Annotated in this window: 18 protein-coding genes; 2 read left to right on the top strand and 16 right to left on the bottom strand. The window is 73.4% G+C overall.

What is annotated here, in order from left to right; translation table 11 throughout:
- The first annotated feature begins 36 nt into the window (after window positions 1-36).
- Complete coding sequence (locus tag ACZ55U_RS13885; RefSeq protein WP_465525883.1) at window positions 37-483, top strand: hypothetical protein; 447 nt, start codon at window positions 37-39, stop codon at window positions 481-483.
- Window positions 484-518: 35 nt separating this feature from the next.
- On the opposite strand, the gene ACZ55U_RS13890 is transcribed toward ACZ55U_RS13885, so the two are convergent.
- The 4 genes from ACZ55U_RS13890 to def all read right to left on the bottom strand — a co-directional run bounded on the left by ACZ55U_RS13890 (window position 519) and on the right by def (window position 5291).
- Window positions 519-1478 carry a MerR family transcriptional regulator gene (locus ACZ55U_RS13890; RefSeq protein WP_465525885.1) on the bottom strand — a complete coding sequence of 320 codons (960 nt, stop codon included), beginning with the start codon at window positions 1476-1478 and terminating at the stop codon, window positions 519-521.
- Between the two features lie 691 nt (window positions 1479-2169).
- Window positions 2170-3603 (bottom strand): RsmB/NOP family class I SAM-dependent RNA methyltransferase, encoded by a 1434-nt coding sequence (locus tag ACZ55U_RS13895; RefSeq protein WP_465525887.1) that lies wholly within the window; start codon window positions 3601-3603, stop codon window positions 2170-2172.
- A 142-nt stretch (window positions 3604-3745) separates the two neighbouring features.
- On the bottom strand, window positions 3746-4690 hold the full coding sequence (fmt, locus tag ACZ55U_RS13900) for a methionyl-tRNA formyltransferase (RefSeq protein ID WP_465525889.1): 945 nt from the start codon (window positions 4688-4690) through the stop codon (window positions 3746-3748).
- A 55-nt stretch (window positions 4691-4745) separates the two neighbouring features.
- On the bottom strand, window positions 4746-5291 hold the full coding sequence (gene def / locus ACZ55U_RS13905; RefSeq protein WP_465525891.1) for a peptide deformylase: 546 nt from the start codon (window positions 5289-5291) through the stop codon (window positions 4746-4748).
- 314 nt (window positions 5292-5605) lie between these two features.
- On the opposite strand from def, the gene ACZ55U_RS13910 reads away from it, so the two are divergent.
- The gene (locus tag ACZ55U_RS13910; protein ID WP_465525893.1) at window positions 5606-6268 is read left to right on the top strand and encodes a hypothetical protein; all 663 of its coding nucleotides are present in this window, start codon (window positions 5606-5608) and stop codon (window positions 6266-6268) included.
- Between the two features lie 181 nt (window positions 6269-6449).
- On the opposite strand, the gene ACZ55U_RS13915 is transcribed toward ACZ55U_RS13910, so the two are convergent.
- From ACZ55U_RS13915 to ACZ55U_RS13970, 12 genes are all read right to left on the bottom strand, one after another.
- Window positions 6450-8534 (bottom strand): primosomal protein N', encoded by a 2085-nt coding sequence (locus ACZ55U_RS13915; RefSeq protein ID WP_465525895.1) that lies wholly within the window; start codon window positions 8532-8534, stop codon window positions 6450-6452.
- A gap of 175 nt (window positions 8535-8709) precedes the next feature.
- Window positions 8710-9918 carry a methionine adenosyltransferase gene (gene metK, locus ACZ55U_RS13920; protein ID WP_465525897.1) on the bottom strand — a complete coding sequence of 403 codons (1209 nt, stop codon included), beginning with the start codon at window positions 9916-9918 and terminating at the stop codon, window positions 8710-8712.
- A 151-nt stretch (window positions 9919-10069) separates the two neighbouring features.
- Window positions 10070-11287, bottom strand: coding sequence for a bifunctional phosphopantothenoylcysteine decarboxylase/phosphopantothenate--cysteine ligase CoaBC (gene coaBC, locus ACZ55U_RS13925; protein ID WP_465526012.1), 1218 nt, complete (start codon window positions 11285-11287; stop codon window positions 10070-10072).
- Window positions 11288-11440: 153 nt separating this feature from the next.
- On the bottom strand, window positions 11441-11707 hold the full coding sequence (gene rpoZ, locus ACZ55U_RS13930; protein ID WP_030056185.1) for a DNA-directed RNA polymerase subunit omega: 267 nt from the start codon (window positions 11705-11707) through the stop codon (window positions 11441-11443).
- A gap of 37 nt (window positions 11708-11744) precedes the next feature.
- Entirely contained in the window at window positions 11745-12302 is a 558-nt protein-coding gene (gmk, locus tag ACZ55U_RS13935; protein WP_465525899.1) for a guanylate kinase, read from the bottom strand.
- A gap of 49 nt (window positions 12303-12351) precedes the next feature.
- Window positions 12352-12678 (bottom strand): integration host factor, actinobacterial type, encoded by a 327-nt coding sequence (mihF, locus tag ACZ55U_RS13940; protein WP_030056187.1) that lies wholly within the window; start codon window positions 12676-12678, stop codon window positions 12352-12354.
- Window positions 12679-13086: 408 nt separating this feature from the next.
- On the bottom strand, window positions 13087-13917 hold the full coding sequence (pyrF, locus tag ACZ55U_RS13945) for an orotidine-5'-phosphate decarboxylase (protein WP_465525901.1): 831 nt from the start codon (window positions 13915-13917) through the stop codon (window positions 13087-13089).
- Between the two features lie 29 nt (window positions 13918-13946).
- On the bottom strand, window positions 13947-15050 hold the full coding sequence (locus ACZ55U_RS13950; protein WP_465525903.1) for a quinone-dependent dihydroorotate dehydrogenase: 1104 nt from the start codon (window positions 15048-15050) through the stop codon (window positions 13947-13949).
- An 87-nt stretch (window positions 15051-15137) separates the two neighbouring features.
- Window positions 15138-18446 carry a carbamoyl-phosphate synthase large subunit gene (gene carB, locus ACZ55U_RS13955; RefSeq protein WP_465525905.1) on the bottom strand — a complete coding sequence of 1103 codons (3309 nt, stop codon included), beginning with the start codon at window positions 18444-18446 and terminating at the stop codon, window positions 15138-15140.
- Window positions 18439-19596, bottom strand: coding sequence for a glutamine-hydrolyzing carbamoyl-phosphate synthase small subunit (gene carA / locus ACZ55U_RS13960; RefSeq protein ID WP_465525907.1), 1158 nt, complete (start codon window positions 19594-19596; stop codon window positions 18439-18441). The genes carB and carA overlap by 8 nt, the downstream gene beginning before the upstream one ends.
- Entirely contained in the window at window positions 19593-20186 is a 594-nt protein-coding gene (locus tag ACZ55U_RS13965) for a PH-like domain-containing protein (protein WP_465525909.1), read from the bottom strand. Before ACZ55U_RS13965 ends, carA begins: the two co-directional genes overlap by 4 nt.
- On the bottom strand, window positions 20186-21490 hold the full coding sequence (locus ACZ55U_RS13970) for a dihydroorotase (RefSeq protein ID WP_465526014.1): 1305 nt from the start codon (window positions 21488-21490) through the stop codon (window positions 20186-20188). The genes ACZ55U_RS13965 and ACZ55U_RS13970 overlap by 1 nt, the downstream gene beginning before the upstream one ends.
- Window positions 21491-21508: the final 18 nt, after the last annotated feature.

Raw genomic sequence — 21508 nt, forward strand, 5'->3', positions numbered from 1 at the left:
CACGAACGTCCCAGCGCCACACGGAGGTTGACCACCGTGGACCCGATCATCAGCTGCCGCTGGCAGGACCGGAACGGCGAGTGGGCCCTGGCCGTCGGCCACAACGGCGACGGCTGGGAACTGCTCGCCTCGGCGCCCGCCTGGTCGGAGTCGTTCTCCTTCGCGAACCCGGACGAGGTCCGCCGGCTCGCCCAGGCCCTGCTGGACCTGCCCGCCGAGCCCGAACCGTACGAGTTCGAATGGCAGCTCTCCCGCACCGAGTCCGCCCCCGCCAAGGGCGAGTTGACCCACTTCGCGACCTTCGCCGTCGGCCTCGACCCCACCGACGGCCACCGCCCGTACCTCGCCTACCAGTCCTACTACGACCTGGGCCGGGTGACCGGACGCGGCCTGGAGGTGATCTGCGAGGACCCGCCGGTCGACCACCTCCGCGCCCAGGCCCACGCCTTCCTCACCACCTTCCCGACCCCCGACCACCAGTAGCCCCGGCCGCGCGCCCCCGCGCCCCCACACCCGGCTCACGCCACGGCGCGCGCCGCCCACTCCGCCTCCGCTGCCCAACTCTCCGGCGCGGGCCAGCCGTTGACCACCGCGAGCAGCTCCAGGTACCGCTCCCGACGCGGATCGGCCATCGCCGTCAGCCTGGCACGGACCGCCTCGGCCCCGCCCGCCCCCGCGTACCGCTCCACCAGCGCCGCCACGACCACGGCCGCCTCCGCCGATCCCGGCTCCACCCCCGCCGCGACCGCCGGGCCCGCCAACTCCCGTACCGCCACTGCGAGTCCGGGCCGGGGCACGCTCGCGCCGGCCCGATCCGCCTCGGCCGCCTCCCCCTCCACGAGTCCACGCAACAGCTCCCGGAACCCGTCGTCCCCGGCCAGCCGCGCCAACTCCACCCAGGCCTCCACCTGTTCGACCGACGGGTCCTCCGGCAGCTCCGGCGTCAACGAGCGGGCGACACCGGCGAACCGCCCGCCACCCTCCGAACCGCCCGCCGAACCGCCGAGGCCACCGGGGCCGCCGAGGTCACCGGGACAGCCGAGGCCACCGAACACGGCCGCCAGGAACTCCCCCATCAGGCGCCCCCGTTCGTCCTCCGAGAGCCGGGCCAAACGGTGCACGATCATCAACTCCTCAGGTGTCGACCCGAGCCTGGCCACCGCCCCCAGCACCGCCCGCCGCAGCCGCAGCACCCGGATCCGGAGGTCGACCGCCTCCGCCTGCGCGGCGGCGACCTCGGCCGGCGACAGCTCACGCTCCACCACCCGCCGGATGGCGGGCAGTCCGAGCCCGAGCTCCCGCAGGGTGCGGACCAGTTCCAGGCGCGCGACGGCGTCGGCGCCGTACCGCCGGTGGCCGGCCGGGGTGCGGCCGGCAGGCGCCACGATCCCCCGGTCCGAGTAGAAGCGGACGGTCTTGACCGTCAGCCCCACCCGCCTGGCCAGCTCACCGATGCCGTATGTCGTGTCGCCGTTCATGGCCACCACCCTGCTACCTCCCCCTACGGGAGACGCAAGCGTCCACCGCCACGGGCATCACCCGCGGGGCCCGCGCGGACGCCCCTCCGCCCGGCCCGAGCGGCCCGAGTACCCCGCCCGGCCCGAGTGATCCGAGTGATCCGAGTGACCCGAGCGCCGCGGCGTCCGCCAGGCGGCGAACAGGACGCCCGCCGCCCCGATCACCGCCTGGAGCGCCCCCGCTCCGGCGGTCAGGCAGACCAGGGTGCACACTGCCAGGATCGACATCAGGGCGACCAGGTCGAGCCCGCGCCCGTCCGCCACGGTCCGGCGGCGGCCCGCCCGCGGCAGCGCCGCACCGGCCCGGCGAGCCGGCGAGCCGGGGCCGTCGTCCTGCGGTCGCGGTCGCCGAATCTCCGATGACACCTGGTACCTCCCACGGTCGGGAGGGGGCAGGGCAGCGGTGCACAGCCGCCGGGCAAACGCCCCGCACAACGGAACAGCCGCATCGCGCCGCATGTCTCGTGGGGTTGCTTCCCCGGCCCGCCGCACGACGCGACGAAGCCCGCCCCCCAAAGATCATGCAGCCGAGCGGCTACACACCCACCATGGAAGCCGGTACCTGACGCACTGTCAATCCTGCCTGGTGGCACCACCGTTCGCCTCCCCGGCCGAGCCGGAACCCGGCCGGGGAGGCGCCGTCACCACGACCTCAGGCGGTCCGCCGCAGCAGCGCCAGGTACATCGCGTCCGTCCCGTGCAGGTGCGGCCACAGCTGGACGTCCGGCCCGTCGCCGAGCGCCGGGACGCCGGGCAGCAGCGGGCGGGCGTCGATCCACTCGACCCGTCCGCCCTCGCCGCGCAGCACGTCGTCCACGACGGCCCGGGTCTCCGCGAGGTGCGGGGAACAGGTCGCGTAGCCGACCACGCCGCCGACCCGGGTGGCCTCGATCGCCGAGCGCAGCAGGTCCCGCTGGAGCGGGCCGAAGGCCGCGACGTCGGCCGGCCGGCGCCGCCAGCGCGCCTCCGGGCGGCGGCGCAGCGCGCCGAGGCCGGAGCACGGCACGTCGACCAGCACCCGGTCGAAGCCGCCGGACCGCCAGGCCGGGCGCGTCCCGTCGGCCGCGATCACGGTGTACGGGCCGGGGTTGCCGTCCAGCGCCCGGGCGACCAGCCGGGCCCGGTGCGGCTGCTTCTCGCTCGCGACCAGGGCCGCGCCGCGCTCGGCGGCCAGCGCGCCGAGCAGCGCGGCCTTGCCGCCGGGGCCGGCGCAGCCGTCCAGCCAGAGCCGGTCGGGGCCGTCCAGCGGCGCCGAGGCCAGCGCCAGGGCGACCAGCTGGCTGCCCTCGTCCTGCACGCCCGCCCGGTTCTCCCTCACGGCGGCCACCGAGCCCGGGTCGCCGCCCTCGGCGAGCCGCAGCGCGAACGGGGACCATCGGCCCGGCTCGGCCTCGGGCAGCGCGTCGGCCAGCTCGCCGACGGTGGCCCGGCCGGGGCGGGCGACCAGGGTGACCTCCGGCCGCTCGTTGTCGGCCCGCAGCAGCTCCTCCATCGCGGTGCGCCCGGAGGCGTCCGGCTGCCAGCGGCCGAGCGAGTCCCAGAGCGCGGAGACCACCCAGCGCGGGTGGGAGTGCACGACCGCCAGGTGGTCCTCGGCGTCCTTGTCGTACGGCGGGGCGACCTGCTCGATCCAGGCGTCCAGATCGTGGGCGCTGATCCGGCGCAGCACGGCGTTGACGAACTTCGCCTTGCCGTCGCCGAGCACCGCCCGGGCCAGCTCGACGGTCGCCGAGACGGCCGCGTGGGTGGGGATGCGGGTGGTGAGCAGCTGGTGGGCGCCGAGCGAGAGCACGTCCAGCACCGGCGGGTCGACCTTGCCGAGCGGCCGGTCGATGCAGGCGGCGATGATCGCGTCGTAGGTGCCCTGAAGGCGCAGGGTGCCGTAGACCAGCTCGGTGGCGAGGGCGGCGTCGCGCCGGTCCATGCCCTTCTGCTCGGCCTCCCGAAGCAGCGAGGGCAGGATCAGGTTGGCGTAGGCGTCGCGCTCGTCGACGGCCCGCAGGGCGCGGAAGGCGACGATCCGGGCCGGGTCCTTCTTCGGGCGGCGGTGCGGGCGGGGGGCGCGCTTGGCGCTGGGGGTGGTCACAGGTGCCTCAAGGTGCTGCGGTGGCTATCGATGAACTCGAACAACATACGGCGAACGCGAATACGGCGAAAACGAATACGGCGGCGAACGATCTCCCTCGAAACGATGGGTCTCCATCGAACAGTAACGCCGAACCGGAGTGTCAGCCGCCGGTCCCGAAGCGCTCCCCCGCCTCCAGCCGCGCGCCCCGGGCCCAGTCGGCGGCCCGCATCTCCTTCTTCCCCTGCGGACGCACCTCCCCGAGCTCGATGTCGTGGCTGCCGGTGCCGACCCGGACGCTGTTCTTGCCGGCCATCGCGACCTCGCCCGGCGCCAGCTCGGCGGAGCCCGGCAGCAGCGTGACCGGGCCGGTGACCTTCAGCCGCTCGCCCCGGAACTCCGTCCAGGCCCCGGGGGCCGGCGCGCAGCCGCGCACCACCCGGTCGATCCGCAGCGCGGGGTGGTTCCAGTCGATCCGCGCGTCCTCGACGGTGATCTTCGGCGCGAGCGTGATGCCCTCGGCCGGCTGCGGCACGGCGTGCAGGGAGCCGTCCGCGATGCCGTCCATGGTGGCGGCCAGCAGCCGGGCGCCGGAGACGGACAGCCGGGTGAGCAGCTCACCGCTGGTGTCGCCCGGCCGGATCTCCTCGGTGACCACGCCGAACACCGGGCCGGAGTCCAGCCCCTGCTCGATCAGGAAGGTGGACGCGCCGGTGACCTCGTCGCCGGCCAGCACCGCGTGCTGGACCGGCGCCGCGCCGCGCCAGGCCGGCAGCAGCGAGAAGTGCAGGTTGACCCAGCCGTGCTTGGGGATCTCCAGGGTGCCGGGGCGCAGCAGCGCGCCGTAGGCGACCACCGGGCAGCAGTCGGGGGCGAGTTCGGTGAGCCGGGCGACGAAGTCGGGGTCGCTGGGCTTCGCCGGCTTGAGGACCTCGATCCCGGCCTCCTCGGCGCGCTGGGCGACGGGGCTGGCGACCAGCTTGCGCCCGCGCCCGGCCGGAGCGTCGGGGCGGGTGACCACGGCGACGACCTCGTGCCGGTCGGAGGCGAGCAGGGCGTCCAGGGCGGGAACGGCGACCTCGGGGGTGCCGGCGAAGACGAGACGCATCAAGTGCCTTTCTGCAAGAGGAAGTTCGGAGGGGGCCGCGACGGCTGCGACGGGCTCAGCGGGCGGAGCCGAAGGTGCTGTGCGGCGAGACCTTGACCACCGGCGCCGGCCCGTCGCCCCAGTCCGCCTCCCGGATCGCCTTCAGCGCGGCCTTGCGCTGCTCGCGGTCGAGCCGGTCGATGAAGATGATGCCGTCCAGGTGGTCGGTCTCGTGCTGGATGCACCGGGCGAGCAGCTGGGTGCCCTCCACGGTCACCGGGTCGCCGTACATGTTGAAGCCCCTGGCCACCACGCCGTACGCGCGCCTGGTGTCGTAGCGCAGGCCGGGCAGCGAGAGGCAGCCCTCGGGGCCCTCCTGCTCCTCCTCGCTCAGCGACAGGTCCGGGTTGATCAGGTGCCCGGTGACCCCGTCCACGTGGTACGTGAACACCCGCAGGGAGACGCCGAGTTGGGGCGCGGCGAGACCTGCGCCGGGTGCGTCCAGCATGGTGTCGGTGAGGTCCCCGACCAGCTTGCGCAGTTCCTTGTCGAAGGCGGTCACCGGCTGGGCGGTGGACCGCAGGACGGGGTCTCCGAAGAGACGGATCGGCTGGATCGCCACGGGGTGCGGACTCCTGTCCGTAGGGGCGCGGGCTGCGGTCGGCTGCTGGTTCACCGGCCAGTCTATGCAACCCGTCCGGGACGGCCCGCCCGGCCGCCCGCGCCACCCCGCCCGGAGGCCGGCTCCGCAGACCTCCCGCACGCCCCCGCCGGTGCCCGCGCGGGGCCCGGATCGGCGGTCCGCGCATCCCGACTGTGCCGAGCCGCGTTACCCCGGGCCCGATTCGGCGTTGGTCAAGAGAGATTGACCGGGGCCGGGCGCACGGAACACCGCGTCCGGCCGAGCTGAACCGTACGGAAGGTGGCACGTAGGCCATGGCCGAGCAGATCAACCACGACGCCCGGGCGCGGGCGAGCCTGCACCTGCTGGTGCGGGACATCGAGCGGGTGAGGCGGCAGGTCGACGCGCTGCGGACGCTCACCGCCCAGCTGGGCAACGTCTACCGTCCGCGCCGACCGAGCACCTCGGCCGGCTTCGTGGTGTACGGGCGGGCGCCGGCGCCGACCGTGCGCCTCGCGCAGGAGCTGCGGGAGAGCGTGGAGACGCTGGTGGCGGCGGCGGTCGAGTTCGACCGGGCGCTGGGCTTCTCCTGGGACTCGGTGGGCTCCGCCCTCGGGGTCACCAAGCAGGCCGTGCACCGGCGCTACGGCATGCGCCGCCCGACCAGCGAGCTCCTCGCCGCGAGCGGTGCCGTCCCCAGCCAGAGCCGCCCGGACCGCACCGAGGAACTGCCCACCGGCGCCGAGCGGACCGGCCTGGCCGCGACCGTCCCGGCGGCCCGCCAGGGCGGCCTGGACCGCAGCAGCCTCGACCGCGGCCCGATGGACCGCCCCGGAATCGACCGCGGCGGCCTCGACCGCACCCCGATCGACCGCGGCCCGATGGACCGCCCCGCGATCGACCGCACCCCGACCGACCGCGGCGCCCCCGTCGACCGCCCCCAGCCGGACCGACCCGGCATCCCGCTGCGCGGCTGACCGAGCCGCCCGCGGCCGGCCCTCCGGGGCGGGGTGGCCCACTCACCCCGCCCCACCGGGCAAGGCCCCGGAACCACCGGGCGAGGCCCCGGAACGTGCCTGAGCACCGCCCCGAACCCCCGCAGGGGCCGTCCTGACCGCCGAAGCGCACCCCCGCCGAGCCCGGCCGGGCCGGCGCCCCTCAGCCGATGTCCGTCGGATCCACCCGCACCCGCACCGGCTCCGCCGTCCGCAGCGCGATCCGCGCGATCTGCGCCGCCTTGAGCGCCGCCGCCAGCGCGGCCCCCTGCCCGGGGGCGACCCGCAGCAGCGCGCGCTCCTGCTCCTCCCCCCGCAGCGCCGGCACCGGCACCGGCCCGAGCACGTCCGCCCCCTCCGGCAGCCGGATCAGGTTGAGCAGGTCCGCCACCGCCGACGGGCTCCCGCTCACCGAGGCCATCCGGGACACCGGCGGGAAGTGCAGCTGCGCCCGTTCGTCCCGCTCCAGCCCGGCGTGCCCCAGCGGGTCCCACCGCACCAGCGCCTGCACCGGACGGGCCGAGGGCTCGGCCACCACGACCACCGTCCCGCCCTCCGTCGAGGGCCGCACCAGGGCCGCCGCCGCCAGCCAGAGCCGCAGCGCCTCCTCCCCCGCCCGCAGGTCGGGCCGGCTCAGCAGCGCCCAGCCGTCCAGCAGCAGGGCGGCCCCGTACCCGCCGCCTCCCTCGACCACCGGCTCCGCGCCGGGGGTGGAGATCACCAGCGAGGGCTCGTCCGGCACGGTGGTCAGCACCGCGTCCCGGCCCGAGGTCCGCACCGGGAGGCGCGGGAACGCCTTGCCCAGTTCCTCCGCCGTCCGCCGGGCGCCGACCACCTGGGCCCGCAGCCGGAAGGACCCGCACTCGGGGCAGTGCCAGTCGTTCTCCGCCTCCCCGCACCAGCCGCAGCGCAGCGAGGCGTCCGCCGAGGGCGCCTCCAGCGGCCCCTCGCAGCGCCGGCAGCGCGCCGGGGTCCGGCAGCGCCCGCAGGCCAGCCGGGGCACGTAGCCGCGCCGGGGCACCTGGATGAGCACCGGGTGCCCGGCCGCCAGCGCCTGCCGGGCCGCCTCCCAGGCCACCGAGGGCAGCCGGGCGGCCTGGGCGGCGGCGTCCCGGTGCTGGTCCTGGTCGGTGACGGTGCGCACCCTGGGCGACGTCCGCCGCACCGTCTCCCGGTCCGCGACCAGCGGGCGCGCCCAGCCGGTGCTGACCAGCTGGGCTCCCTCCACCGTCACCGCGTGCCCCCCGAGCAGCACCGCCGCGCCCTCCTCGGCGGCGCGCAGCAGCGCCACCTCGCGCACGTGCGGGTGGGGGGCGCGCGGGTCGCTGTGGCTGCCGTCGCCGTCCGACCAGACGACGACCAGGCCGAGGTCCCGTACGGGCGCGAACATGGTGGCCCTGGTCCCGACCACGGCGTGCACCGAGCCCCGGCTCACCGCGAGCCAGCGCCGGTAGCGCTCGCGCGGGCCGAGGTCGGCCTCCAGCGCCACGTGCATCCCGGGGCCGAGCAGTTCGGTCAGCGCCTGGTCCACCCGGGCCACCGAGCGCCCCTCAGGGACGACGACCAGCGCCCCGCGCCCGCTCGCCAGCGTGGCCGCCACCGCCCGCGCGATCTCGTACGGCCAGCCGGGCCCGGGCAGCGCGGCCCAGACGGCGCGCGGAGAGCCGCCCGAGGCCAGCGCGGTGAGGAAGTCGGGCCCGGCCGGGTAGCGCTGCCAGCCGCCGGGGGCCGGAGCCGCCGGACGCGCCAGCGGCGGCGGCGAGGGCTCGGCCTCGGCCTTGGCGTGCCGGGGCGGGACGGCCAGCTGGAGCACGTCGGCCAGCGTCCCGGCGTACCGGTCGGCGACGGTGCGGCACAGCCGCAGCAGCTGGGGGGTGAGCACCGGCTCGGGCGAGAGCACCTGGGCCAGCGGGGCGAGCGGGCCGGGGAAGTCGCTCTTCTCCAGCCGGGCGACGATGAACCCGTCGTGCAGTTCCCCCCCCTCGCGCTGGCCCTTCACCACCCGCGCCCCGAACCGCACCCGGACCCGGACACCGGGCCGGGCCTCCTCGGCCATCGCGGCCGGCACCTCGTAGTCGAAGAACTTGTCGATGGTGAGCACGCCCTTGTCCACCACGACCCGGGCCACCGGCAGGTGCTCGGCCCGCTTGGCCCCGTGCCAGGTGCGCGGCTTGGCCCGTTTGACCGTCTCCCGGATGAACGCCAGTTGCTCCGGCTCGGCGGCCCCGTTCTCCCCTGTGCTGCTCATCGCCATCAAGTACTACCAGGTCACACCGACAATGCACGAAAGCGGCGCCCGCCCCCGAACGGGGGGCGGGCGCCGCTTCGGACGCTTCGGATGCCTCGGCACCTCGGACGCTTCAGCACACCCCGGGCACCTCAGGCACCACAGGGACCTCGTGCACCGGGGTGCGCCACGGACGTCAGTCCTGGACGGCGGCCTTCAGCTGCTCGACCCGGTCGGTGCGCTCCCAGGTGAAGTCCGGCAGCTCACGGCCGAAGTGGCCGTACGCGGCGGTCTGGGAGTAGATCGGGCGCAGCAGCTCCAGGTCGCGGATGATCGCGGCCGGGCGCAGGTCGAAGACCTCGGAGACGGCCTTCTGGATGGCGAGGACCGGGACGGTCTCGGTACCGAAGGTCTCCACGAACAGGCCGACCGGCTCGGCCTTGCCGATCGCGTACGCGACCTGCACCTCGGCGCGGCGGGCGAGGCCGGCGGCGACGATGTTCTTCGCCACCCAGCGCATCGCGTACGCGGCCGAGCGGTCCACCTTGGACGGGTCCTTGCCGGAGAAGGCGCCGCCGCCGTGGCGGGCCATGCCGCCGTAGGTGTCGATGATGATCTTGCGGCCGGTCAGGCCGGCGTCGCCCATCGGGCCGCCGATCTCGAAGCGGCCGGTCGGGTTGACCAGCAGGCGGTAGCCCTCGGTGGTGAGCTTGATGCCCTGCTCGGCCAGCGCCTTCAGCTCCGGCTCGACCACGAACTCGCGGATGTCCGGGGTGAGCAGCGACTCCAGGTCGATGTCGCTGGCGTGCTGGGTGGAGACGACGACGGTGTCGAGGCGGACGGCCTTGTCGCCGTCGTACTCGATGGTGACCTGGGTCTTGCCGTCGGGGCGCAGGTAGGGGATGGTCCCGTTCTTGCGCACCTCGGTGAGGCGGCGGGAGAGGCGGTGCGCCAGGGTGATCGGCAGCGGCATCAGCTCGGGCGTCTCGTCGGACGCGTAGCCGAACATCAGGCCCTGGTCACCGGCGCCCTGCTTGTCCAGGTCGTCCTCGTCGCCCTCGACGCGGGCCTCGTACGCGGTGTCGACGCCCTGCGCGATGTCGGGCGACTGGGCACCGATGGACACCGAGACACCGCAGGAGGCGCCGTCGAAGCCCTTCTTGGAGCTGTCGTAGCCGATCTCCAGGATCTTGTCCCGGACGAGCTGGGCGATCGGCGCGTACGCCTTGGTGGTCACCTCGCCGGCCACGTGCACCTGGCCGGTGGTGATGAGCGTCTCCACGGCGACCCGGGACGTCGGGTCCTCCCTCAGGAGAGCGTCAAGGATGGTGTCGCTGATCTGGTCAGCGATCTTGTCGGGGTGTCCCTCGGTGACGGACTCCGAGGTGAACAGGCGGCGAGACACAGCGCTCCCTGGGGTTGCAGCGGCTGCTGACTGAAGTTGCCCGGGGGAACCCGGGCACTCCGGAAAGACTTGATTCCTGGAGTGTAACGGTCTGGTTCCGTCGAACGTCACCCGCTTCCGGAATTCTCGACCGTTCCGCGAGCGATTTCGATCAGTTGCCGCCTGTTTCCAGCCGCTTCGCGACCAGGTCCCAGACAACGTCGGCGAGTGCCTCCTTCGGCCCCACCGGCACGGCCGTCTCGCTGCCGTCCGCGCCCAGCACCACGGCCTCGTTGACGTCCGTACCGAAGGCCTTGCCGTTGCCGACCTCGTTGACGACCAGCAGGTCACAGCCCTTGCGGGCGAGCTTGGCCCGGCCGTTGGCGAGCACGTCGTCGGTCTCCGCCGCGAAACCCACCACGAGTTGACCCGAACGGGCCCGGTGGGCCGACAGCTCCGCCAGGATGTCGGGATTGCGGACCAGGGCCACGGGGGGCTGCTCGACGCCCTCGACCTTCTTGATCTTGCCGGTCGCGTACTCGGCGGGCCGGAAGTCCGCCACCGCCGCGGCCATCACCACGGCGTCCGCGTCCCGGACGGCCTCCAGGGCCGCATCGCGCAGCTCCAGGGCGGTCGAGACGTGCACCACGTCCACCCCGGCCGGGTCCGGCAGCTCGGCGTTGGCCGAGAGCAATGTCACCCTCGCCCCGCGCGCCGCGGCCGTCACGGCGAGCGCGTAGCCCTGCTTCCCGGAGGAGCGGTTGCCCAGGTAGCGCACCGGGTCCAGCGGCTCCCGGGTGCCGCCGGCCGAGACCACCACGTGCCGGCCCGCGAGGTCGGTGGGCGCCGGACCGCCGCGGCGCAGCACCGCCCGGCAGGCCTCGAAGATCGCGGACGGCTCGGGCAGCCGGCCCTTGCCGGTGTCCTTGCCGGTGAGCCGGCCGACGGCCGGCTCCAGCACGATCACGCCCCGGCGGCGCAGCGTGGCCACGTTGTCCCGGGTGGCCGGGTGCTCCCACATCTCGGTGTGCATGGCGGGCGCCAGGACGACCGGGCAGCGGGCGGTGAGCAGGGTGTTGGTCAGCAGGTCGTCGGCCAGGCCGTGGGCGGCCCTGGCGATCAGGTCCGCGGTGGCCGGGGCGACCACCACCAGGTCGGCCTGCTGCCCGATCCGCACGTGCGGCACCTCGTGCACGCGCTCCCAGGTCTCGGTGGCCGCCGGACGCCCGGACAGCGCGGCCCAGGTCGCCTCGCCGACGAAGTGCAGCGCGGCGGCGGTCGGCACCACGGTGACCTGGTGGCCGGACTCGGTGAAGCGGCGCAGCAGCTCGCACGCCTTGTACGCGGCGATCCCGCCGCTCACGCCGAGGACCACGCGGGGGGCGTCCACAGTCACGTACCGACCTTTCTCCCGATCTGGAAACGCGCCCACCCTACGGCCCCCGCGACCGCCCCCGCACCGGAGCCCCACCGGTGGGCGGGAACACCGAAGGGCCCGGCGGAAACGATTCCGCCGGGCCCTTCCGGAAATTCAGCGACCGCCTCAGGCAGCCTCGACCGCCTCGGCGGTCAGCATGCCCGCGTTGATCTCGCGCAGCGCGATCGACAGCGGCTTCTCGTGCACGTGGGTGTCGACCAGCGGGCCGACGTACTCCAGCAGGCCCTCGCCGAGCTGGGAGTAGTACGCGTTGATCTGGCGCGCGCGCTTGGCGGCGTAGATCACGAGGCTGTACTTGGAGTCGGTGGCCTCGAGCAGCTCGTCGATCGGCGGGTTGATGATGCCCTCGGGCGCGGTCATGGAAGAGGACACGCTAAAACCTTCCGAAAGGGTGGAAAAGACAGACAGGTCAGGCTACACCGAGCAAGGCTAGCAGTTCGGCCGCTACCTGCTCGACGGAGGTGTTGACAAGGGTCGTGTCGAACTCGGGCTCGGCCGCGAGCTCGACCTTGGCCGCCTCCAGTCGCCTCTCGATCACATCCTGCGACTCGGTGCCCCGGCCGGTCAGCCGGCGGACCAGCTCGTCCCAGCTCGGCGGGGCCAGGAAGACCAGCTGCGCCTCGGGCATCGACTCGCGCACCTGCCGGGCGCCCTGGAGGTCGATCTCCAGCAGCACGGGTTCGCCGCGCTCCAGCTTCTCCAGCACGGCCGCGCGCGGGGTCCCGTAGCGGTTCCCGGCGAACTCGGCCCACTCCAGCAGCTCGCCGTTGGCGACCAGCTTGTCGAACTCGTCGTTGTCGACGAAGTGGTACTGGACCCCGTTCTTCTCGCCGGGCCTCGGGTGGCGGGTCGTCGCCGACACCGAGAGCCAGACCTCGGGGTACATCTTCCTCATATGAGCGACGACCGTGCTCTTGCCGACCCCCGAAGGGCCGGAGAGCACGGTCAGCCGCGGACGCTCACTCATGCACCGATTATCCCGGATCGCGGACGATCCTGGGACCACGGGGGCACGGTCAGGCGGCGCCACCGCCGAACTCCCGCTCCAGGGAAGCGATCTGGTTCGTACCGAGGCCGCGGACCCGGCGGCTCTCACTGATGCCGAGGCGCTCCATGATCTGCTTGGCGCGGACCTTGCCGACGCCCGGAAGCGACTCCAGCAGTGCCGAGACCTTCATCTTGCCGATGACGTCGTTGTCGGCCTTGCCGGCCTTGATCACCTCGTGCAGGGAGGCGCCGGAGTGCTTGAGCCGGTTCTTCACCTCGGCGCGCTCCCGGCGAGCCTCGGCGGCCTTGGCGAGCGCGGCGGTGCGCTGTTCAGGGGTAAGGGGCGGAAGAGCCACGCCGTTCACCTCAGGGTGTGGATGGATGGATTGAGCTAGGACTGGTTCGGTACCGAGGACACCGTCCGCAGGGAGGAACCACAAGGCCCTTGACCTGCGGGAGCCACGGAAATCGCGGCTCGCCGATGACCTATCGCCGGACACTACCCGGATTGCGGCGCCACGTCAGGAAAAGAACACGAAAAGTCCTGGTCAGCCAAGGCCGACCAGGACTTTCCAGGGCAAAATGACCGCGATTGCGAGCCTTTGGCGGGGCCGATGTGACGGCGCTCACGTCAGCGCCCCGGCCACCGCGCGGTCCTGCGGACACTCCGCAGGGTCACCGCCCGGCTACCTGAAGGAGGGGTTCCGCTACCAGGGCCCGCCGGGCCGGGCGTTCCGCGCTCCGGGCCGACCGGCGGCGGGGCCCTACACGGCCGCCGCGAACTCCCCGACGAAGCGGTCCGCAGCCTCCCGCAGCGCCGTCACCGAAGGTCCGTGCCTGAGCACGTCCCGGCTGACGCTCGGCACCACGTTGCGCACCGAGGCGCCGAACACCCGCGGCAGGTCCGCCATGGTCGCGCCCTGGGCGCCGATCCCGGGGGCCAGCAGCGGGCCGTTGATGGCCAGGTCCACGCCCGCGTCGGCCAGCGTCGCGCCGACCACCGCGCCGAAGGAGCCGAGCGGCGCGGCGTCCGCGTTCTCGGCCGCCAGCTGCCGCAGCACCGAGGCCGCGACCGGCTCGCCGTCCGCGCCCACCGCGCGCTGCACCTCGGCGCCCTCCGGGTTGGAGGTGAGCGCCAGCGCGAAGACGCCGCAGCCCTGCTCGCGGGCCAGGTCCAGGGCCGGGCGCAGCGAGCCGAAGCCCAGGTACGGGCTGACCGTCACGGCGTCCGAGAACAGCGGGCTGCCGGGCGACAGGAAGGCCTCGGCGTAGGCGGCCATGGTGGAGCCGATGTCGCCGCGCTTGGCGTCCATCAGGACCAGCGCGCCGGCCGCCCTGGCCTCCTCGACGCTCTTCTCCAGCACCGCGACGCCCTTGCTGCCGAAGCGCTCGAAGAAGGCGGCCTGCGGCTTGAGCACGGCCACCCGGTCGGCCAGCGCCTCGACCACGGTGCGGCTGAAGGTCTCCAGCCCGGCGAGGTCGTCACCGAGCCCCCAGGCGGCGAGCAGGGAGGCGTGCGGGTCGATGCCGACGCAGAGCTGCCCGCGGGTGTCGAGGGCCTGGCGCAGCCGGGCGCCGAACGGGGCGAGGGTCATGTCGTCCTTTCCAGAACCGATGGGGGTGTTCACGAGCTGCGCACGGCGCTGCCGACGGCCGCGGCCAGGTCGCGGAAGCCGCCCTCGCGGACCTTGGCGGACAGGCCCTTGTGGATCCGGCGGCACCAGAACGGGCCCTCGTAGATGAAGGCGCTGTAGCCCTGGACCAGGTCGGCGCCGTGGACGATCCGCTGCCAGGCGTCCTCGGCGGTCTCGATGCCGCCGACCGAGACCAGGGTGAGCCGGCCCCCGGTGCGGGCGCGCAGCCGCTGGAGGACCTCCAGGGCGCGGGCCTTGAGCGGGGCGCCGGACAGGCCGCCCATGCCGATCTCCTCGACCCGGGCGGCGTCCGCGCGCAGGCCCTCGCGGCCGATCGTGGTGTTGGTGGCGATGATGCCGTCCAGGCCCAGTTCGAGGGCGAGGTCGGCGACGGCGTCGACGTCCTCGTCGGCCAGGTCGGGGGCGATCTTGACCAGCAGCGGCACGTGGTGCGCGGTGGTGCGGTCGGCCGCCTCGCGGACGGCGGCGAGCAGCGGCCGCAGGTGGTCCACGGCCTGGAGGTTGCGCAGCCCGGGGGTGTTCGGCGAGCTGACGTTGACCACCAGGTAGTCCGCGTACTTGGCCAGCCGCTCGGTGGACTTGACGTAGTCGGCGACGGCGTCGGCCTCCTCGACCACCTTGGTCTTGCCGATGTTGACGCCGGTCACCGGGGTGGAGCTGGTGTGCGGGCGGGCGGCCAGCCGGGCGGCGACCCGGGCCGAGCCCTGGTTGTTGAAGCCCATCCGGTTGATCAGCGCACGGTCCTCGACCAGGCGGAACAGCCGGGGCGCCGGGTTGCCGGGCTGGGGCTCGCCGGTGATGGTGCCGATCTCGACGTAGTCGAAGCCGAGCATGGCCAGGCCGTCGATGCCGACGCCGTTCTTGTCGAAGCCGGCCGCCAGGCCGAACGGTCCGGGCAGGTCGAGGCCGAGCGCGTTGGTGCGCAGGGCCCGGTCCCGCGGGGCGAGCACCAGCCGCACCAGCGTGCGCAGCCCGGGCACCGAGGAGGCGAGGCGGATCCAGAAGAAGGCGAGGTGGTGGGCCTTCTCCGGGTCCATCCTCTTGAACACGAGGTCGAACAGAAGCTTGTACAAGGGTGGTCAACTCCCGGATCGCGGACCGGACTTGGGCATGGAAGTGGGGGGCACCCGAAGGCTCCGGTGCCCCCCACTGCGGTGGTGCTACCGGCGGCCGGCGTTGATCAGCTCGGCGTGCTCCTGGAGCGACATCACCCCAACCTCGTCGCGCAGCAGCCGGTCGATGCCCTGCACCGCCGCGCCCATCGCCTGGACGGTGGTCAGGCAGGGCACCGCACGGGCCACGGCCGCGGTGCGGATCTCGTAGCCGTCGAGGCGCCCGCCGGTGCCGTACGGCGTGTTGATGATGAGGTCGACCTCGCCGTCGTGGATCAGCTGGACGATGGTCCGCTCGCCGGTCGGGCCCTCGCCCTCGCTGTGCTTGCGCACCACGGTGGCGGGGATGCCGCCGCGCTGGAGCACCTCGGCGGTGCCGGCGGTGGCGAGCAGCTCGAAGCCGAGGCCGGCCAGCGCCCGGGCCGGGAAGACCAGGTTGCGCTTGTCCCGGTTGGCCACCGAGATGAAGACCTTGCCCTTGGTCGGCAGCGCGCCGTAGGCACCGGTCTGGGACTTGGCGTAGGCCGTGCCGAAGACCTTGTCGATGCCCATGACCTCGCCGGTCGAGCGCATCTCCGGGCCGAGGACGGTGTCCACCCCGCGGCCGTGGATGTCGCGGAAGCGGCTCCACGGCATCACGGCCTCCTTGACCGCGATCGGCGCGTCGGCGGGCAGCGTGCCGCCGTCGCCCTCGGCCGGGAGCAGGCCCTCGGCGCGCAGTTCGGCGATGGTGGCGCCGAGCGAGATCCGGGCGGCGGCCTTGGCCAGCGGCACCGCGGTCGCCTTGGAGGTGAACGGGACGGTCCGGGAGGCGCGCGGGTTGGCCTCCAGGACGTACAGGATGTCCCCGGCCATGGCGAACTGGATGTTGATCAGACCGCGGACGCCGACACCGCGCGCGATGGCCTCGGTGGAGGTGCGCAGGCGCTTGATGTCGTAGCCGCCGAGGGTGATCGGGGGCAGCGCGCAGGCGGAGTCGCCGGAGTGGATGCCGGCCTCCTCGATGTGCTCCATGACGCCGCCGAGGTAGAGCTCGGTGCCGTCGTAGAGCGCGTCGACGTCGATCTCCACCGCGTCGTCCAGGAAGCGGTCGATGAGCACCGGGTGCTCGGAGATCAGGCCGGCGTGGCGCTCCAGGTAGGAGGCGAGCGAGGCCTCGTCGTAGACGATCTCCATGCCGCGGCCGCCGAGCACGTAGGACGGGCGGGCGAGCACCGGGTAGCCGATCTCGTCGGCGATCGCCTTGGCCTCCTCGAAGGAGAAGGCGGTGCCGTGCTTGGGCGCGGGCAGGCCGGCGTCGCTCAGGACGCGGCCGAAGGCGCCGCGCTCCTCGGCGAGGTCGATCGCCTCGGGCTGGGTGCCGACGATCGGCACGCCGTTGTCCTTGAGCCCCTGGGCCAGGCCCAGCGGGGTCTGGCCGCCGAGCTGGACGATCACACCGGCGAGCGGGCCGGCCTGCTGCTCGGCGTGGACGATCTCCAGCACGTCCTCCAGGGTGAGCGGCTCGAAGTAGAGCCGGTCGGAGGTGTCGTAGTCGGTGGAGACGGTCTCCGGGTTGCAGTTGACCATGACGGTCTCGTACCCGGCGTCGGCGAGCGCGAAGGAGGCGTGCACGCAGGAGTAGTCGAACTCGATGCCCTGGCCGATGCGGTTCGGGCCGGAGCCCAGGATGATCACGGCGGGCTTGGTGCGCGGGGCGACCTCGCTCTCCTCGTCGTAGGACGAGTAGAAGTACGGGGTCTTGGCGGCGAACTCCGCGGCGCAGGTGTCGACGGTCTTGAACACCGGGCGGATGCCGAGCGCGTGGCGCACCTCGCGGACGACGTCCGGCTTCAGGCCGCGGATCTCGCCGATCTGCTGGTCGGAGAAGCCGTGCCGCTTGGCGTGGCGCAGCAGCTCGGGGGTGAGCTCGTCGGCCTCGGCCAGCTCGGCGGCGATCTCGTCGAGGAGGAAGAGCTGGTCGACGAACCACGGGTCGATCTTGGTGGCCTCGAACACCTCCTCGGGGGTGGCGCCGGCCCGGATGGCCTCCATCACGGTGTTGATCCGGCCGTCGGTCGGCACGGCCGCCTTGGCCAGCAGCGCCGCCTTGTCGCCCACCGCACCGGCCCAGGTGAACTGGGAGCCCTTCTTCTCCAGCGAGCGCAGCGCCTTCTGGAGCGCCTCGGGGAAGTTGCGGCCCAGGGCCATCGCCTCGCCGACCGACTTCATGGTGGTGGTCAGCGTCGCGTCGGCGCTCGGGAACTTCTCGAACGCGAACCGCGGCACCTTGACCACGACGTAGTCGAGGGTCGGCTCGAAGGAGGCCGGGGTCTCCTCGGTGATGTCGTTGGGGATCTCGTCCAGCGTGTAGCCGACGGCCAGCTTGGCGGCGATCTTGGCGATCGGGAAGCCGGTGGCCTTGGAGGCCAGCGCCGAGGAGCGGGAGACGCGCGGGTTCATCTCGATGACGATGACCCGGCCGTCCTCGGGGTTGACGGCGAACTGGATGTTGCAGCCGCCGGTGTCGACGCCGACCTCGCGGATGACGGCGATGCCGATGTCGCGCAGGATCTGGTACTCGCGGTCGGTGAGGGTCATCGCCGGGGCGACGGTGATCGAGTCACCGGTGTGCACGCCCATCGGGTCGAAGTTCTCGATGGAGCAGACGACCACGACGTTGTCGTTCTTGTCGCGCATCAGCTCCAGCTCGTACTCCTTCCAGCCGAGGATGGACTCCTCCAGGAGCACCTCGGTGGTCGGCGAGAGGGTCAGGCCCTGGCCGGCGATGCGGCGCAGGTCCTCCTCGTTGTGGGCGAAGCCGGAGCCGGCGCCGCCCATGGTGAAGGACGGGCGGACGACGACCGGGTAGCCGCCGAGCGTGTCGACGCCGGCCAGCACCTCGTCCATGGTGTGGCAGATGACCGAGCGGGCGGACTCGCCGTGGCCGATCTTGGCGTTGACGGCCTCGACGACGCCCTTGAAGAGGTCGCGGTCCTCGCCCTTGTTGATCGCCTCGACGTCGGCGCCGATCAGCTCGACGCCGTACTTCTCCAGCGTGCCCGCCGCGTGCAGCGAGATCGCGGTGTTGAGCGCGGTCTGGCCGCCCAGGGTCGGCAGCAGCGCGTCGGGGCGCTCCTTGGCGATGATCTTCTCGACGAACTCCGGGGTGATCGGCTCGACGTAGGTGGCGTCGGCGATCTCCGGGTCGGTCATGATCGTGGCCGGGTTGGAGTTCACCAGGATGACCCGCAGGCCCTCGGCCTTGAGGACCCGGCAGGCCTGCGTACCCGAGTAGTCGAACTCGGCGGCCTGGCCGATCACGATCGGGCCGGAGCCGATCACCAGGACGGACTTGATGTCAGTGCGCTTAGGCACGCTGGGCCTCCATGAGCTTCACGAAGCGGTCGAACAGGTACGCGGCGTCGTGGGGACCGGCGGCCGCTTCGGGGTGGTACTGCACGCTGAAGGCGGGGACGTCGAGCGCCTGGAGGCCCTCGACGACGTCGTCGTTGAGGCAGACGTGGGACACCTGGACCCGCCCGAAGGGGGTGTCGCTCACCTTGTCCAGCGGGGCGTCCACGGCGAAGCCGTGGTTGTGGGCGGTCACCTCGACCTTGCCGGTGGTGCGGTCCTGCACCGGCTGGTTGATGCCGCGGTGGCCGTACTTGAGCTTGTAGGTGCCGAAGCCCAGCGCGCGGCCGAGGATCTGGTTGCCGAAGCAGATCCCGAAGAACGGGGTCCGGCGCTCCAGCACGCCCTTCAGCACGGCGACCTGGTCGTCCGCGGTGGCCGGGTCGCCCGGGCCGTTGGAGAAGAAGACGCCGTCCGGCCGGACCGCGTAGATGTCGTCCAGGGTGGCGTTCGCCGGCAGCACGTGCACCTCGATGCCGCGCTCGGCCATCCGCTGCGGGGTCATCGCCTTGATGCCGAGGTCCAGCGCCGCGACGGTGAACTTCTTCTCGCCGATCGCGGGCACCACGTACGCCTCGGTGGTGGCGACCTCGGTGGCCAGGTCGGCGCCCTTCATCTCGGGCGCCTGCCGGACGCGGGCCAGCAGGGCGGCCTGGTCGGCCAGCGCCTCGCCGGAGAAGATGCCGCAGCGCATCGCGCCGCGCTCGCGCAGGTGGCGGGTCAGCGCGCGGGTGTCGATGCCGCTGATGCCGACGACGCCCTGCCTGACCAGCTCCTCGTCGAGCGAGCGGCGGGAGCGCCAGTTGGAGGCGACCCGGGCGGGGTCGCGCACCACGTAGCCGGCGACCCAGATCCGCTGGGACTCGTCGTCCTCGTCGTTCCAGCCGGTGTTGCCGATCTGCGGGGCGGTCATCGCGACCACCTGGCGGTGGTACGACGGGTCGGTGAGGGTCTCCTGGTAGCCGGACATGCCGGTGTTGAAGACCGCCTCGCCGAAGGTCTCGCCGATCGCGCCGTAGGCCTGGCCGCGGAACGTCCGGCCGTCCTCCAGGACGAGCACGGCAGGCACTCGTTCCCGCCGTCGGCGCTGCGTGGTGGGGGCAGGTGCGGTCATTGCGCGGCCTCTTCCGTCTTCGTCTTCGTACGTGTTGCGAGCTGAGTGACCGCCTCGACCCAGGCGGCGTGCTCATCGGGGTGGTCGGCCCGGAAGCCGGAGTCCAGTTCGATCGTGCCCGTGGGGGTCCCCCCGGCCGAAGGCTGGGGGAGGGTCCAGCTGACGACGAGCAGCCCGGAGGGGACGACCTTGCCGGCGATCCCGGAGTCGGTGCGGGCCCCGGTCAGGTGCGCGGCCGGGATCCAGAAGTCGACGTCCCCGGGGCGCTGCACCAGCAGGCCGTCCTCGCCGAGGGTGAGGTCGGCGCGGCTGCGGGTGCCCAGGCCGTGCGCGACGACCCGGTCGAGCCAGTTCCCGGCGGTGGTCGTGCCGTGGTACCGGCCGCTGGTCTCCAGGATGGTGCGTCCGGCGCGGGCCGGCACCGCCGGCAGCGGCGGGATGCCGGACTGGAGGGTCCGGCGCCAGTTCCAGCCCTGGCGCATCAGCCAGTAGACGAGGCCGATCACGATCAGCAGCCCGATCGACCAGCCGATGTAGCCGGGCCAGTCGGTGACCTTCGCCTGCTCCTGGGCGAGCGTGGCGTGGTCCATCACCGCGTGCCGTCCTGCTCGACCAGGTCGCCGGCCAGGACGGTGGCGCGGCCGCGCAGGAAGGTGGCGTGCACCCGTCCGGGCAGGTCCAGGCCCTTGTACGGGGTGTTGCGGCTGCGGGTGGCGAAGCTGTCCGGGTTCACGACCCCACGGTACGCGGGGTCGAAGAGCACCAGGTTGGCGGGCTCACCTGCCGAGACCGGACGGCCGTGGCCGGTGAGGCGGCCGATCCGGGCCGGGCGGTGCGACATCCGGTCCGCGACGCCCTCCCAGTTCAGCAGGCCGGTGTCCACCATGGTCTGCTGCACGACCGACAGCGCGGTCTCCAGCCCGACCATGCCCATCGCGGCGACGGCCCACTCGCAGTCCTTGTCCTCGGCCGGGTGCGGCGCGTGGTCGGTGGCGACGGCGTCGATGGTGCCGTCGGCCAGCGCCTCGCGCAGCGCCTGGACGTCCGCGGCGGTGCGCAGCGGCGGGTTGACCTTGTACACCGGGTCGTAGCTGCGGACCATCTCGTCGGTGAGCAGCAGGTGGTGCGGGGTCACCTCGGCGGTGACGTCCCAGCCCTTGGACTTGGCCCAGCGGACGATCTCGACCGAGCCGGCCGTGGAGAGGTGGCAGACGTGCAGCCGGGAGCCGACGTGCGCGGCGAGCAGCACGTCGCGGGCGATGATCGACTCCTCGGCGACGGCCGGCCAGCCGCCGAGCCCGAGCTCGCCGGAGACCTGGCCCTCGTTCATCTGGGCGCCCTCGGTCAGCCGCGGCTCCTGGGCGTGCTGGGCGACGACGCCGTCGAAGGCCTTGACGTACTCCAGGGCCCGGCGCATCAGCACCGCGTCGTCCACGCACTTGCCGTCGTCGGAGAAGACCCGGACGCCGGCGGCGGACTCGTGCATCGCGCCGAGTTCGGCGAGCTTCTTGCCCTCCAGGCCGACGGTGACGGCGCCGACCGGCTGCACGTCGCAGTAGCCGGCCTCCTGGCCGAGCCGCCAGACCTGCTCGACCACGCCGGCGGTGTCGGCCACCGGGGTGGTGTTGGCCATCGCGTGCACGGCGGTGAAGCCGCCCATCGCGGCGGCCCGGGTGCCGGTGAGCACGGTCTCGGCGTCCTCGCGGCCGGGCTCGCGCAGGTGGGTGTGGAGGTCGACCAGGCCGGGCAGGACGACCATCCCGGTGGCGTCGATCTCGATGTCCGCCGAGGCCGTCAGGCCGGTGCCGATCTCCTTGATCACGCCGTCGGCGAGGAGGAGGTCCTGCGGGGCACCGCCCAGGATGCTGGCGTTGCGGATCAGGTAGCTGACCATGTCGCCGGTTCGCTCGCT

This window comes from Kitasatospora sp. NPDC034533 (genome assembly GCF_055575155.1).

Excerpts from the sequence above, each read along its gene's own strand:
- ACZ55U_RS13890 (WP_465525885.1), bottom strand. The coding sequence starts at position 1,478 with ATGAACGGCGACACGACATACGGCATCGGTGAGCTGGCCAGGCGGGTG.
- fmt (WP_465525889.1), bottom strand. The coding sequence starts at position 4,690 with ATGCGTCTCGTCTTCGCCGGCACCCCCGAGGTCGCCGTTCCCGCCCTG.
- ACZ55U_RS13910 (WP_465525893.1), top strand. The coding sequence starts at position 5,606 with ATGGCCGAGCAGATCAACCACGACGCCCGGGCGCGGGCGAGCCTGCAC.
- ACZ55U_RS13915 (WP_465525895.1), bottom strand. The coding sequence starts at position 8,534 with ATGAGCAGCACAGGGGAGAACGGGGCCGCCGAGCCGGAGCAACTGGCG.
- gmk (WP_465525899.1), bottom strand. The coding sequence starts at position 12,302 with ATGAGTGAGCGTCCGCGGCTGACCGTGCTCTCCGGCCCTTCGGGGGTC.
- pyrF (WP_465525901.1), bottom strand. The coding sequence starts at position 13,917 with ATGACCCTCGCCCCGTTCGGCGCCCGGCTGCGCCAGGCCCTCGACACC.
- carA (WP_465525907.1), bottom strand. The coding sequence starts at position 19,596 with ATGACCGCACCTGCCCCCACCACGCAGCGCCGACGGCGGGAACGAGTG.
- ACZ55U_RS13965 (WP_465525909.1), bottom strand. The coding sequence starts at position 20,186 with ATGGACCACGCCACGCTCGCCCAGGAGCAGGCGAAGGTCACCGACTGG.
- ACZ55U_RS13970 (WP_465526014.1), bottom strand. The coding sequence starts at position 21,490 with ATGGTCAGCTACCTGATCCGCAACGCCAGCATCCTGGGCGGTGCCCCG.